Raw genomic sequence first — 14,387 nt, 5'->3', positions numbered from 1 at the left:
ATGAAAAGCGAACAACTGACAGAACTCGCACAGCAGTTGAGGGTTGATTCCGTACGGGTCGCGGACGCGGCGGGGTCGGGCCATCCGACCTCCTCGATGTCCGCGGCGGACCTCATGGCGGACCTGCTCGCCAACCATCTGCGGTACGACTTCGACCGACCCGACCATCCCGGCAACGACCGGCTCATCTTCTCGAAGGGCCATGCCTCGCCGCTGCTGTACTCCATGTATCTGGCGGCGGGCGCGGTCGACGAGGAGGAATTCCTCACCTATCGCACACTCGGCAGCCGGCTCGAAGGCCACCCGACGCCCCGGCTCCCATGGGTCGATGTCGCCACCGGATCGCTGGGCCAGGGCCTGCCCGTGGGCGTCGGTATGGCGCTCGCCGGGCAGCGGCTCGGGCCCGCGCCGTTCCGCGTGTGGGTGCTGTGCGGCGACAGCGAGATGGCCGAGGGCTCCATCTGGGAGGCGGCAGAACACGCTGGAGACCAGCATCTCGACTCGCTGACCCTCATCATCGACGTCAACCGTCTCGGCCAGCGCGGCCCCACCCGCCACCAGCGGGACCTGGACGCGTACGGCCGCAGGCTGCGCGCCTTCGGCTGGCACACCGTCGAGATCGACGGACATGACATGGACGCCGTCGACGCCGCCTTCAACGAGGCCCGGTCGACGGCCCGCAGGCCGACCGCGATCATCGCGGGCACCCGTAAGGGACGGGGCGTCGCCGCCGTCGAGGACCGCGAGGGCATGCACGGCAAACCGCTGCCCGACGCGGAGAGCGCCATCGAGGAGCTGGGCGGACGGCGGTCGATCCGCGTGCGGGTGGCAAAGCCCGCCGAGCTCGACACACCGGCCCGCGGCGGCGGACACAACGCCGCCGTCGATCTGCCGCGCTACGACCTGGGCGACTCGGTCGCCACCAGGGACGCGTACGGCAAGGCGCTCGCGGCCCTCGGCACGGCGCGCGACGATGTCGTCGTGCTGGACGGCGAGGTGAGTGACTCCACCCGCAGCGAGTTCTTCGCCAAGGAACATCCCGAGCGCTTCTTCGAGTGCTACATCGCGGAGCAGCAGATGGTGGCGGCCGGCGTCGGTATGCAGGCGCTGGGACATGTCCCGTACGCGTCGACCTTCGCGGCCTTCCTGACCCGCGCGCACGACTTCCTGCGCATGGCGGCCGTCAGCCGGGCCTCGATCAATGTGGTGGGCTCGCACTCCGGTGTCGCGATCGGTCAGGACGGACCGTCCCAGATGGGTCTGGAAGACCTGGCCATGTTCCGTGCCGTGCACGGCAGTACGGTGCTTCACCCGTGTGACGCCAACCAGACGGCGCGGCTCGTGGCGGCGATGCACGCACTGTCGGGCGTCCGGTATCTGCGCACACTGCGCGGAAAGACACCGGTCATCTACGGCCCCGACGAGCAGTTCCCCGTCGGCGGGAGCAAGGTGCTGCGCCGGTCGGACGCGGACCGCGCGACGCTGATCGCGGCCGGTACCACCGTCCATGAGTGCCTCAAGGCGGCCGACCTGCTGGCCCAGGAGGGCATCCCTGTCCGGGTCATCGACCTCTACTCGGTCAAGCCGGTCGACGAACGTACGGTCCAGACAGCGGCGTCCGACACGGACTGTCTGATCACGGTGGAGGACCACCACCCGGAAGGCGGCATCGGTGACGCGGTGGCCGAGGTGTTCTCGGACGGCCGCCCCGCACCGAAGCGGTTCGTACGGCTGGCGGTGCGGAACATGCCGGGCTCGGCCACGCCGGAGGAGGAGCTCCGCGCGGCCGGCATCGACGCCGACTCGATCGCGGCGGGAGTGCGGCTGCTGATGGAACAGGCTGTCCGCTGAGCGTTGTCCGAGCGCCTGTCGGACCAGGCGGCGGGTGGCCGGGCACGATGCCCGGCCACCCGCCGCTGTTTTCGGTGCGGCCGGACCGGCTGCCGGCGGTCCTGCCGCACGCCCGTCCCGGAAAGGGAACGGGGCCTCGCCGTTTCGGAGCGAGTCATCGGGTACCCGAAGGGCGAGAGCCCGCCATCGCGGGCGTACGCCGGCAAAAGGAGCGGAAGGAGACGGACATGAGTGACGATCCGGGCCCACGGCCTCCGGCGCGGCGCGCCGAGCGCGAAGAGCGGATACGTACCTGCGTTCCCGCGCGCGCCACTCGCTGGGAGCGCCGGCCAAGAGACGGCCGGGACCGGCAGGAGACGGCAGACCAGGACTGGAACGTGGTACGAGGAGAGGACTGATTCACCGTGCGGCTGACAACAGCCCAACCGGACATGGACCTTGACGCGGACACCTGGGAGTGGCTGCGAAACGCGGCATGCGTAGACGCCGATCCGGAACTTTTCTTCCCGGTCGGTGAATCCGGGCCCGCCGCCGAGCAGGCGGAGCGCGCCAAAGCGGTGTGCCACGGCTGTCCGGTGGAAAAGCAGTGCCTCGAATGGGCGCTGAGCACCGGTCGCACCGCCGGAGTGTGGGGCGGTACGGACGAGGAGGAGCGCCGGCTGCTGCGGCGCCGGGCCGAGCGGCGCAGGGCTCCGGCGAGTTCCCAGCCACGCGGACGCAGGCCCGCCACGTCCGACGGTTCGCGGCGTCCCTGAACCACCGCACCACGGCGGCCGGGGCCCGCCGCCGCTCACCGGGCGGACGGTGCTCTGCGACGAACACACCGAGGACCGCGCGGACAGGACCTCGTCGCGGCCGACGACCGGACACGCGACTCCCGTGTTGCGCGGGTGGTCAGGTCACGGAAGGGTCGAACTGTCGAGTCGAGGAGGAATCGCCCATGCCCATCGCGACGGTGAACCCCGCCACCGGAGAGACGCTCAAGACTTTCGACGCGTTCGGAGCCGAGGAGATCGAGCGGCGTGTCGCGACCGCCGAGGCCGCCTTCCGGCAGTACCGGCTCACCGGTTTCGACGAGCGGGCGCGGCTGCTGAACCGGGCCGCCGACCTCCTGGAACAGGATGAACCGGAGATCGCCCGCACGATGACCGTCGAAATGGGCAAGCCGATCGCGGGGGCCCGCGCGGAGGCCGCCAAGTGCGTGAAGGCGATGCGCTGGTACGCCGAGCACGCGGCGGAACTGCTGGCCGAGGAGCATCCTTCGGACGCCGATGTGAAGGACTCCGGGGCGTCACGGGCGAGCGTCCACTACCGTCCGCTGGGTGTGGTCCTCGCGGTCATGCCGTGGAACTTCCCGCTCTGGCAGGTCGTACGGTTCGCGGCGCCCGCTCTGATGGCGGGCAACACCGGCCTTCTCAAGCACGCCTCGAACGTCCCGCGGACCGCGCTGTATCTGGAAGACCTGTTCCACAGGGCCGGCTTTCCGGCCGGCTGCTTCCAGACGCTGCTGGTGGGCTCCGGCGCCATCGAGGGCATCCTGCGTGACCGCCGGGTGGCCGCGGCGACCCTGACCGGCAGCGAACCGGCCGGCCGCTCGGTCGCGGCGATCGCCGGCGACGAGGTGAAGAAGACCGTCCTGGAACTGGGCGGCAGCGATCCGTATGTGGTCATGCCCTCGGCGGACATCGAGCGGGCGGCGAAGACCGCTGTCACGGCCCGCGTGCAGAACAACGGCCAGTCCTGCATCGCCGCCAAGCGGTTCATCGTGCACGAGGACGTCTATGACGCCTTCGCGGCGCGGTTCACCGCCGGGATGCGTGATCTGACCGTGGGCGACCCGCTCGACGAGTCCACCGACGTGGGACCGCTCTCCAGCGAGCAGGGCCGCGCCGACCTGGAGGAACTGGTCGAGGACGCCCTGAGCCGTGGAGCGACCGCGCTGTGCGGCGGACAGCGTCCGAAGGAGCACGAACGAGGCTGGTTCTACGCGCCCACGGTCCTCGCCGACATCACCGAGGCCATGCGGATCCATCACGAGGAGGCCTTCGGGCCGGTCGCCACGCTCTACCGCGTCGCCGGCCTGGACGAGGCCGTGGCGCTCGCCAACGACACTCCGTTCGGGCTGAGTTCCAATGTGTGGACGCGGGACGAGGCGGACGTGCGGCGCTTCGTACGCGATCTGGAGGCGGGCGGAGTCTTCTTCAACGGCATGACGGCCTCGCATCCCGCGCTGCCCTTCGGCGGGGTGAAGCGCTCCGGTTACGGACGTGAGCTGTCGGCGCACGGCATCCGCGAGTTCTGCGATGTCACCACCGTGTGGCACGGCGCCGACCCGGCCGACGGCCGGGGCTGAGACCCGGAGGCGGGACCACCAGGAGATGAGCATGCGCGAGGCGACCACCGCACCGACCACGGCCGAACTCACCGAAGGCGAGCTGACCGCCCTCGATGCCCACTGGCGCGCCGCCAACTATCTGGCCGTGGGCCAGATCTATCTGATGGCCAACCCACTGCTCCAGGAGCCACTGGCGCCGGAACACATCAAGCCCAGGCTGCTGGGGCACTGGGGCACCTCACCGGGCCTGAACCTCGTACACACTCATCTCAACCGTGTCATCAAGACCCGAGACCTTGACGCGCTCTGCGTCTGGGGCCCGGGACACGGCGGGCCCGCCGTCCTGGCCAACTCCTGGCTGGAGGGCACGTATTCCGAGACCTATCCGGATGTCAGCCGGGACCGGGACGGCATGGAACTGCTGTTCAAGCAGTTCTCCTTCCCCGGCGGAGTCCCGAGCCATGTCGCTCCCGAGACGCCGGGCTCGATCCACGAAGGCGGCGAACTCGGCTACTCCCTCGCTCACGCCTACGGCGCCGCGCTGGACAATCCCGGGCTGCTCGTCACCTGTGTGATCGGTGACGGCGAAGCGGAGACAGGCCCGCTCGCCGGATCCTGGCACTCGAACAAATTCCTCGATCCGGTGCACGACGGCGCCGTGCTGCCGATCCTGCATCTCAACGGGTACAAGATCGCCAACCCGGCCGTGCTCGCCCGGCTGCCCATGGCCGAACTCGACTCGCTGCTGCGCGGCTACGGACACGAGCCGCTCCATGTCACCGGCGACGATCCCCTGACCGTCCATCGCGCGATGGCCGAGGCGATGGACCGCGCTGTGGACCGCATCGCCGCCATCCAGCGGGACGCACGCGAGAACGGGATCACCGAACGGCCCGTCTGGCCCATGATCGTCCTGCGTACGCCCAAGGGCTGGACCGGCCCCCACGAGGTGGACGGAGTGCCCGTCGAGGGAACCTGGCGCGCGCATCAGGTCCCGCTGAGCGGCGTACGGGACAACCCCGGCCATCTGCGCCAGCTTGAGGCATGGCTGCGTTCCTACCGTCCCGGCGAGCTGTTCGACGCGACCGGCGCTCCGCACCCGTCCGTACTCGACTTCGTACCGGAGGGCACGCGCCGGCTGGGTGCGAACCCGCACGCCAACGGCGGTCTGCTGCTCCGGGACCTGCCGATCCCGCCGCTTGAGCGGCACGCGGTACGCGTCGACAAACCCGGCACCGTCATGCACGAACCCACCCGCGTACTCGGCTCGCTGCTGGAATCCGTCATGGAAGCCACAGCGGGACGGCGCGACTTCCGGGTCGTCGGCCCGGACGAGACCGCCTCCAACCGGCTGGAAGCCCTCTACGAAGCCACCGGCAAGGCATGGCAGGCCGAAACACTGGACACGGACGAACATCTCGCGCACGACGGACGCGTGATGGAAGTGCTCTCCGAGCATCTCTGCCAGGGCTGGCTGGAGGGCTACCTCCTCACGGGCCGCCACGGGCTGTTCTCCAGCTACGAGGCGTTCGCCCATATCGTCGACTCCATGGTCAACCAGCACATCAAATGGCTGAAGACCTCGCGGCGGCTGCCCTGGCGCCGTCCCATCGCCTCCCTCAACTACCTGCTGACCTCGCATGTCTGGCGCCAGGACCACAACGGCTTCTCCCACCAGGACCCGGGTTTCGTCGACCATGTCCTCAACAAGAGCCCCGAGGTCGTACGGGTCTATCTGCCGCCGGACGCCAACACTCTGCTGTCCGTCGCCGACCACGCGCTGCGCAGCCGCGACTACGTCAATGTGATCGTCGCCGGAAAGCAGCCCAGCTTCGACTGGCTCACGCTCGACGAGGCCCGTGCTCACTGCGCGCGCGGCGCGGGAGTCTGGACCTGGGCCGGTACGGAGGACGGCTCCCGGGAGCCGGACGTCGTGCTGGCCTGCGCGGGCGACGTGCCCACACTGGAGACACTGGCCGCCGCCGACCTGCTGCGCCGGTATCTGCCAGAACTGGCCGTCCGGGTGGTCAATGTCGTCGACATGACCCGGCTGCTGCCGCGCGAGGTGCATCCGCACGGCATGACGGACTTCGAGTACGACTCGATGTTCACCACGGACAAACCGGTGATCTTCGCGTATCACGGCTATCCCTGGCTGGTCCATCGCCTCGCGTACAGCCGTGACGGACACGCCCACCTCCATGTGCGCGGCTACAAGGAGGAGGGGACGACCACCACTCCGTTCGACATGGTCGTCCGCAACGACCTCGACCGGTACCGGCTGGTCATGGACGTGGTCGACCGGGTGCCGGGCCTGGGCGTCCGGGCGGTGGCCGTACGCCAGGCCATGGCGGACGTACGCACCCGTCACCACGCCTGGATCCGCGAACACGGTACGGACCTGCCGGAAGTCGCCGACTGGACCTGGTCCGGCTGATCACCGAGAGGCGGCGGACGCATGAGCACACGACGCGTACGGGCCGGGCGCCGGACCGTGGAGATCCACCGGCCGGAGAAGGTCCTCTTTCCCGGTCCCGGCCTCACCAAGGCCGGCCTGGTCGACTACTACCGGAGCGTCGCCTCCTTCATGCTGCCCGAGCTCAGAGGCAGGCCACTGATGCTGGAGCGCCATCCGGACGGGCTCGGCGGCCCTCAGTTCATGCAGAAGCACACGCCGGCGAGCTATCCCGACTGGATACGCAGGGCCGAGCTGGCCAAGAAGGGCGGAACCGTCACGCATCCCGTGTGCGACGACACCGCGACCCTGGTGTACCTCGCGGACCAGGCATGTCTGACGTTCCACCGCTGGCAGTCGCGCGCGGACCGGCCGGACTTTCCCGACCGGCTGGTCTTCGATCTCGACCCGGCCGAGGACGACTTCGAGACCGTACGCCGGGCGGCTGAGCTGCTGGGGGAGCTGCTCGGTGAACTGAGGCTGCCGAGCGCCCTGTTGACGACCGGATCCAGAGGGCTTCATGTGATCGTCCCGCTGGACGGCCGTACCGGCTTCGACGAGGTGCGCGACTTCGCCTCCGAGGTCGCGCGCACCCTGGCGGCCCGGGATCCGGACCGTCTGACCACCGAAGTACGGACCGCGGCGCGCGGCGGACGCCTCTATCTGGACGTACAGCGCAACGCCTACGCGCAGACGGCCGTCGCTCCCTTCTCCGTACGCGCCAGGGAGGAGGCCCCGGTCGCCACTCCGATGAGCTGGGACCAGCTCAAGGACCCGGAGATCACCGCCCGTCGCTGGACGGTGACCAACGTCCTGGAGCAGGCGCGGACCCGGCCATGGGCCGGCGTGCCGCGCCGGGGCCGCGCCCTCGGCCCGGCACGCCGGCGTCTCGCCGCCCTGCGAGGGGCCGGCGAGACGCGCGGCTGATCAGCTACGTGTTCGGTTATGTGTTCGATTACGCCGGGGAAGGCCCGGCCTCCGGGAAATCGCCGGACATCGCGGCGGCCATCCGCAGATGCGGCGCTCCCTCCTCGGCCCGGCCCTGTCGCTCCAGCGTGCGGCCCAGCATCAGCCGCGCGTAGTGCTCCACCGGGTCACGCTCCAGGACGGCGCGCAGCTCGGCCTCCGCCTTCGCCAGCCGCGCCGAGTGGTAGTAGGCGCGGGCCAGCAGCAGACGCGTGGCGTTCTGCTCCGGGACCTCGGCCACCAGCCCTTCGAGGATGCGCGCGGCCGTACCGTACTCCTTGGCGTCGAAGAACAGCCGCGCGCGGTCCCAGCGCTCGGCAGCCGTTCCGAACTCGTAGTAGGTACTCTCCACTTGCCCTCCTTGTTCCGGGTCCTGCCCGCGGGACACTCCGCGATTTCACCGCGGACCGTGCTCCACGTGTAGTTCTAACAGCGCAAGGTGGTTGAACATTCCACTATCGTTATGGCGTGGGTACCCGTACCTCCGCACGCCACAGGATTTAGGTTGGGCACCATGAGCAATCTTGATCGTCAGGCCTCTCTCACCGTCTGCGGCGGCCGGGGCTTTGTCGTCGCCGAGCCCGTGCGTGAGCTGCTGAGCCCGCGCCGGGTCCAGCTCGGTGAGTCGACCGAGGTCCGGAGACTGCTGCCCAACCTCGGCCGCCGCATGGTCGGCGCGTGGGCCTTTGTCGATCACTACGGCCCGGACGACATCGCCGACGAGGCCGGAATGCAGGTGCCGCCCCATCCGCACATGGGACTCCAGACCGTGAGCTGGCTGCACGACGGCGAAGTGCTGCACCGCGACAGCCTCGGCAGCCTGCAGACCATCCGGCCACGCGAACTGGGCCTGATGACCTCGGGCCGTGCGATCTCCCACTCCGAGGAGAGCCCACGCTCGCACGCCCGCTTTCTGCACGGCGCTCAGCTCTGGGTGGCGCTCCCAGACGCCCACCGCGATGTCCAGCCGCACTTCCAGCACCACACCGAGCTGCCCGTCGTCACGGCTCCGGGCCTGGAGGCCACCGTCATCCTCGGCGCGCTCGACGGCGCCGTCTCGCCCGGCACGACGTACACGCCACTCGTCGGCGCCGATCTGGCGCTCGCCCGGGGCAGCGAGGCGCGTCTGCCGCTCGATCCCGACTTCGAGTACGCCGTGCTGGCGATGTCCGGCGAGGCCGAGGTCGACGGTGTGCCGCTGCTGCCGGGCTCGATGCTCTATCTCGGCTGCGGCCGCTCCGAACTCCCGCTGCGCGCCGACTCCGACGCGGGCCTGATGCTCCTCGGTGGCGAGCCCTTCGAGGAAGAGATCGTGATGTGGTGGAACTTCATCGGCCGGTCAACCGAGGATATCGCACAGGCCCGTGAAGAGTGGATGACCGGTGCTCGATTCGGCGTCGTTCATGGCTACGAAGGCGCGCGTCTCCCCGCCCCGGCCCTTCCGTCAACTCCGTTGAAACCGCGGGGACGCACGCGCTGATCTGCGCGTTCGTGTTCATTGACCGGATGGCATTCATTGATCGTCGATTCCCGCGGCCGGGCGATCCGGTGCACCGGCCCGGGGTGGTCCAGGTCTGCTTGAGAGAGCCGGTTCGAGTCGCAGGTGTTGCCGCCTCTTCTCGTATGTGCCAGACCTCATGCTGACCCAATGCTGACTTTTGTGACGCGTCGTCAGCTCACGACCAAAGGCTTCCCGGCAGCCATGCGGCTTTCGAACCGTCCGCATTCGGTGCGCGGCTGATGGTCCGTGCTGCGAGGGGTGGTGGCTTCGGATTGAGAATGTCGGCGGTGACAGGTAGTGATTCACTTGTTACCTGCTGATGTGCCCCTGACGGGGTGAGGTCGACCTCGGCGCGGTGGCGTTTCGGAAACAGGCGTGGCGGGAGGCTCGACCGAGCGTCCCACGTCGTGATCTCAAGGAGGCTGACGTGAGGCAGGGGCAGGCAGAGGCTGGACGGTAGGGTTGCGGCGACGCTACCGTCCGACACGGAAAGTTACTTACTGTGACCCCTGCTGCTGTGGCCCCGTCGACTTCGGACTTCTACTGCCATCAGGCCATCCCTGGACTCACGCCGGTAAAGGTGGTGATGGAGACCGAGGACGTGCTCGCGTTCGAGCACACCAACCCCGCCCATCCCGTGCACGTCGTGGTGGTACCGAAGCGGCATATTCCCTCGCTGATCGACCTCGGCGACGGGGGCGAAGAACTGCTTACGAAAGTCATGGCGGTTGTGCAGCGGGTCGCAGCGCAGATCAAGGAAGAGCACGGCGCGGCTTCCGTCACCACAAACGTCGGGCTCTATCAGGAGTCGCAGCATCTGCATTTCCACGTGTACCACCGCGGGGAGTCCGACGAGCAAATCCTGGCGATGTACGGGCACCACGACGGCTGAGTTCTACCGGGCGCGACGGGTGCGGCCTGGCCTGGTCGCAGCGACGGTCTCTTGCGCGATCAGGTCGGCGGCACGATGGATGACCTCCGGTCCTGGCCGCTCCCGGTTGGTCCGGCCGAGGTCGGCGGCAAGCTCCATGCATGCCTTGGCCAGGGACGCTCCACCGTGCAGCCTGTGGTCGTCGGGCACCACGATGCACCGCCCGGGGTGCCGTCGTGCGTAGGCGGCGGCGTTATCGAGCTGGTCGCCACGGCTGACCGTCGCGGGCAGAGGGATGAGTACGGCCCGTTTGCCGAGCGCTTCGAGTTCGGCGAGTGTCGTTGCCCCGGCGCGTCCGATCACCAGGTCGGCGAGCCACAGGGCATCGGCCATCTCGTCGTGCAGGTACTCCAGTTGCCAGTACCCGGGTACGCCCTGGAGTGAGGGGTCGAGGTTGCCCTTCCCTCGGACATGCACAACCGCGAAGCGCGCACGCAGGGCATCAAGTTGACTCTGTACAGCGTCGTTGATGCGTTGAGATCCGCTGCTGCCGCAGAAGATCAGCAGAACGGGCGCGCTGGCAGGGATACCGAGTCGCCGCCGCAGTCGCTCTGGTTCGCCGGCGGCCAGGTCGTGGCGCAGAGGCAAGCCGGTGACGGCGGATTTCCGGGCGAGCCATCGCGGTGTGCTGGCGGGGGCGGCGACGGACAGACAGACCCGGGTGGCCATCCGGGCGACGATCTTGTTGGCGAGGCCGAGGGAGTGGTCGGACTCGTGGACCACGATCGGGACTCGGCAAAGCCAGGCGGCGATCCCGACAGGCACGGATACGTATGAGCCTTTTGAGAACAGGGCGCTGGGTCGTTCCCGTCGCATGGCCCTCACTGCAGCAGCGATGCCGCGCAGCACAGTGAGTGGCATCAGCAGGTTGCTCCACGAGCCGTAGCGCTTCAGGCCCGCAGATGGGACTGGGCAAAACGGGATACCGGCCTTCTCCGCGCATTCATGCTCGATACTGTCCGGCCGCCCGAAGAAAACCAGTTGCTTCACGTCTTGTTCGGGAAGTCGGGCCGCTACGGAAAGGGCGGGCACGACGTGTCCAGCACTTCCGCCTCCGGTGATTCCAATTTTCATTTAAACCGCGCCTTGCCTGTGTAGTCGCAATTTTATTGAAGGGGATTTTTTCGGGTGTTCATTGGTGCTGAGCCCGGCGCTGTGAGCCGGGTGTCCGGCCGGTATCCACTGGGATATTTGTCGGGTCGGCTGGACTCGAACCAGCTCCTCGGCAACACTTATGCCGTGCTCCAGCCCTTGAGCTACGACCCGTTGGTGACTTCGACGCTAATAGAAGGGGGGAAGTGCGGTCAATGTCGCGATCGATATCGGAGGAGAATTTGAGTCACGTCTTTCCCTTCCCTGGTCACCCCTTTTCCTTGTTTTTCCGCAGGTCGATTTCGACGTGCTGTACGGCAATTGTTGAGCGGCTGCTTGCGGTGGCTTAGCAGAGGATGCGGCTGGTTTAACGCAGATTCAGGGCATCCGGGATTTGGCTGATTGGCATTCGGTGCGCCCTGGAGGTCCAGCGGTCGATGAACTCGACCTCGTCCCCGTCCTGTTGCGGGGAGAGGACCAAGGCATGCGGGAGGCCGAGGAGGTTGGCGTAACGGAACTTTTCTCCGGCCGGTTCGGGCCGGTCGTCGATGAACAGGGCTGGTCCGCGGTTGCGGAGGTGTCGTACGGCCTGGTCGGTGCGGTCGCGCATGGCGGGCAGATCGGGCCGTAGGACGACGATGTGGAGGTCGGCGGGCCCGGTTCCTTCCTTCCATCGGAGCCCGTCCTTGTCGCGTTGGAGGTCGGCAAGGGTCTGAAGGCAGCGGGTGATGCCGATGCCGGAGCAGGCCATGTACGGGGTGCGCGCGGCGCCGTGCTCGTCGGTGAAGGAGAGGTTCATCGGGGCGGTGTACTGGGTGCCGAGTTCGAAGACGTGGGCGAGTTCGATGGCGCGGGCCTCGCGGTAGTGCCCGTCCTCGCAGTGGCCGCACCCCATGCCCTGACCGGCTCGATGGAGGTCGGTACCGATGGGCGACAGAGCTTCCAGGCCGGCGGCCCCCGACCAGGCCACATTGCGGCGCAGACCGGTGGAGCCGTCGGAGATGGCGAAGTTGTCCAGGTGGGCGACGGAGGTGTCGAAGAGGGTGGTTGTTCCGGTGCCGTCCCAGGGCGTGAGGGTGCCAGCCTCCTTGCCGAATAGCTCGGGCAGTTGGGCTGGGTCCAGGAGGTCGACTCGGGCGGCGCCGGTGGCGGCGGCGAGCTTGCGGGGACTGACCTGGAGATCCGAGCGGATCGCCACGGTTGCCGGGGCGGTGGAGCCGTCGTGGGCGGTGAGGGCGAAGGCGATGACGTTGACGACCGGGTCGTTATGCGGGGTCGGCCGGGCCACCAGAATGACGTCATCGCCGCGGTGGCCACAGTGGTCGCAGACCAGGATGGTGCTCTGCCCGGTATCGCCGAGGACCAGGTGCTCGGTAGTCGGGCCGGCCGAGATGCTGCCGCCGTCGGCTGCGGCCTGGAAGACACCGGTCAGGCCCATGCCCAGCAGGGCGGCACGGCAGGCGTCGTTGAGGAAGTCGATCGAGGTGCGCATCCCTTCGGGAGCGGTGTCGAAGGTGTAGGCGTCGGCCATGGTGAACTCTCGGCCGCGCATCAGCCCGCCGCGCAGGGCAATCTCGTCGCGGTACTTGGAGGTGCTGAGAAACAGCCGGACCGGGAGGTCGCGGTGAGAGCGCAGGTGTTCGCGTACGGTGGCGGCTGCGATCTCCTCGGAGGTCGGGGCCAGACACATCTGCTCGCCGCTCCTGCTCGTTGACGGCAGCAGCGCGCCCTCGGACTGGTAGACGTCCCAGCGGCCCGACTGTTCCCACAGCGTGCGGCTTTGGAGGGTGGGGAAGGCGACGGTGTTCGCGCCGCGCTCCTCGAACGCCGTCCGGGCGATCCGGCTGAGCCGGTCGTGGACGCGCAGCCCCAGCGGCAGCAGGGTGAACACGCCGGTGGCGTCGGTCTTGGCGACGTAGCCGAGCGATTCCAGCAGATCCATGGTGGAGGCGGTCGCATCGGCGGCGCGACGGCGTACGGGGGGCCACAGGCGGCTGGCATACAGCGGGGTGTCAGACACGGGCAGCTCCCATCACGGTCTTCGACAGTTCGCGCAGGTGTGCGGTGGTGGTGCTGATGTCGTGGCGCCGAGCGCTGTCCGCTGCTGCGGTGCCGAGGGTGCGGCGGAGTTCGGGGTCGTCGGCGAGCTGGTCGATGCACTCGGCCAGGGCGGCGGCATCGCCGGGCGGATAGGCCAGGGCCCCGGCGCCGAGAGTGTGGCGCAGGCCGGGCAGGTCGCCGTAGACGACCGGGAGTCCGTGGGCCTGGGCTTCGACGGCGACCAGGCCGAATGCCTCCAACTGCTTGGTGGTGAACAGGAACGCGTCGAAATCGGCGAAGCGCTGCCACAGTTCCTCGCGGGGCATGAACGGTTCGAACCGGATCCGGTGCGTGAGGCCGAGTTCGCCAGTCCGGGCCGCGAGGCTGGGCAGTTCGCTGCCACTGCCAATGATGGTGAGGTGATGCTCGTCGGCGGTGAGGGCCATGGCTTCGATCGCGGTGACGGTGGACTTGTTCGCGTCGAGGCGCCCGGCGTGCAGCAGCCGTAGCCGACGCCCGTTGCTGGGCTGAACCGTGGGGTGGTCCGGTACGGGGATGCCCCAGGGGACGGTGATCAGCCGGTCGTTGAACTTCCCCTGGGTGAGGGCGTTCACCTGGTCGGCCATGGCCGCGTGCGGTACGGCGACGGCGCTGCTGGCCATCACGATCTCGATCAGAGCATCGCGGGCCTGCTCGTTCACGGCGGCGGCGATCACATCGGCGCCGTGCGCGATGGAAATGAGCGGGGTACTCCCCGCAGCGCGGGCGAAGGCGAGCGCGAGCCCCAGGTGCTGGGCGTTGACGAGGTCGGGCCGCCGCTGGCGCAGCAACCGCCCGACCTCTTCTGTCAGCTCCTCGGCGTACTGGGCGAAGCGCGGGCCGTACGGTTGCTTCGCCGTGGCCAGGTCGATGGTTTCCTCGAAGGAGTGCTGCCACGCGCCGGAGCCGGGCAGGGCCAGGAACGTGGTGCGGAAGTCTGGGGCGAGCCGTTGGTATACGTCATTGCACCAGATGGTGGAGCCGCAGGAAGGTTCCAAGGGCAGATCGATGCCGGTGATGATGAGCGGTCGAGTGAAGCTTCCCCTTGATCGTGGACACCTGGAGACTGGGATCAGAATGGTTCCAGAGGAAGCAGTGACCAGGTGGCAAGCAAGTACACGAAGCGGTACTCGGACGAGTACAAGCGGGACGCGATCGAGCTCGTGCGCTCCTCAGG

General features: G+C 68.5%; 12 protein-coding genes and 1 tRNA gene. 8 read left to right on the top strand and 5 right to left on the bottom strand.

Annotated elements, in window-relative coordinates; genetic code table 11:
- From PV679_RS27360 to ligD, 6 genes are all read left to right on the top strand, one after another.
- Positions 1–1,851 carry a transketolase gene (locus PV679_RS27360; protein WP_319683078.1) on the top strand — a complete coding sequence of 617 codons (1,851 nt, stop codon included), beginning with the start codon at positions 1–3 and terminating at the stop codon, positions 1,849–1,851.
- A 227-nt stretch (positions 1,852–2,078) separates the two neighbouring features.
- On the top strand, positions 2,079–2,249 hold the full coding sequence (locus PV679_RS27355) for a hypothetical protein (protein WP_319683077.1): 171 nt from the start codon (positions 2,079–2,081) through the stop codon (positions 2,247–2,249).
- Between the two features lie 33 nt (positions 2,250–2,282).
- Entirely contained in the window at positions 2,283–2,606 is a 324-nt protein-coding gene (locus PV679_RS27350; protein ID WP_319683127.1) for a WhiB family transcriptional regulator, read from the top strand.
- Between the two features lie 185 nt (positions 2,607–2,791).
- Positions 2,792–4,204, top strand: coding sequence for an NADP-dependent succinic semialdehyde dehydrogenase (locus tag PV679_RS27345; RefSeq protein ID WP_319683076.1), 1,413 nt, complete (start codon positions 2,792–2,794; stop codon positions 4,202–4,204).
- A gap of 31 nt (positions 4,205–4,235) precedes the next feature.
- On the top strand, positions 4,236–6,623 hold the full coding sequence (locus PV679_RS27340) for a phosphoketolase family protein (protein WP_319683075.1): 2,388 nt from the start codon (positions 4,236–4,238) through the stop codon (positions 6,621–6,623).
- Between the two features lie 21 nt (positions 6,624–6,644).
- Complete coding sequence (gene ligD, locus PV679_RS27335) at positions 6,645–7,568, top strand: non-homologous end-joining DNA ligase (protein WP_319683074.1); 924 nt, start codon at positions 6,645–6,647, stop codon at positions 7,566–7,568.
- A gap of 28 nt (positions 7,569–7,596) precedes the next feature.
- On the opposite strand, the gene PV679_RS27330 is transcribed toward ligD, so the two are convergent.
- Positions 7,597–7,959: a tetratricopeptide repeat protein gene (locus PV679_RS27330; RefSeq protein ID WP_319683073.1), complete on the bottom strand. Its 363-nt coding sequence runs from the start codon at positions 7,957–7,959 to the stop codon at positions 7,597–7,599.
- A gap of 162 nt (positions 7,960–8,121) precedes the next feature.
- Here PV679_RS27330 and PV679_RS27325 point away from each other — a divergent pair, with 162 nt between their 5' ends.
- On the top strand, positions 8,122–9,087 hold the full coding sequence (locus tag PV679_RS27325; RefSeq protein ID WP_319683072.1) for a pirin family protein: 966 nt from the start codon (positions 8,122–8,124) through the stop codon (positions 9,085–9,087).
- 523 nt (positions 9,088–9,610) lie between these two features.
- Positions 9,611–10,000, top strand: a complete 390-nt coding sequence (locus PV679_RS27320) for an HIT domain-containing protein (protein WP_416069811.1) — start codon at positions 9,611–9,613, stop codon at positions 9,998–10,000.
- Between the two features lie 3 nt (positions 10,001–10,003).
- On the opposite strand, the gene PV679_RS27315 is transcribed toward PV679_RS27320, so the two are convergent.
- The 4 genes from PV679_RS27315 to PV679_RS27300 all read right to left on the bottom strand — a co-directional run bounded on the left by PV679_RS27315 (position 10,004) and on the right by PV679_RS27300 (position 14,208).
- Positions 10,004–11,113, bottom strand: a complete 1,110-nt coding sequence (locus PV679_RS27315; protein WP_319683070.1) for a UDP-N-acetylglucosamine--N-acetylmuramyl-(pentapeptide) pyrophosphoryl-undecaprenol N-acetylglucosamine transferase — start codon at positions 11,111–11,113, stop codon at positions 10,004–10,006.
- A gap of 120 nt (positions 11,114–11,233) precedes the next feature.
- A tRNA-Thr gene (locus tag PV679_RS27310) sits at positions 11,234–11,305 on the bottom strand.
- Positions 11,306–11,498: 193 nt separating this feature from the next.
- Positions 11,499–13,151, bottom strand: coding sequence for a proline--tRNA ligase (locus PV679_RS27305; RefSeq protein WP_319683069.1), 1,653 nt, complete (start codon positions 13,149–13,151; stop codon positions 11,499–11,501).
- Positions 13,144–14,208 (bottom strand): glycosyltransferase family 4 protein, encoded by a 1,065-nt coding sequence (locus tag PV679_RS27300; protein ID WP_319683068.1) that lies wholly within the window; start codon positions 14,206–14,208, stop codon positions 13,144–13,146. Before PV679_RS27300 ends, PV679_RS27305 begins: the two co-directional genes overlap by 8 nt.
- Positions 14,209–14,387 lie beyond the last annotated feature (179 nt).

Origin of the sequence: Streptomyces sp. AK02-01A, from assembly GCF_033795305.1 — a bacterium.
Taxonomy (GTDB): Bacteria; Actinomycetota; Actinomycetes; order Streptomycetales; family Streptomycetaceae; genus Streptomyces.
This window is presented reverse-complemented; position numbering and strand designations above follow the sequence as displayed.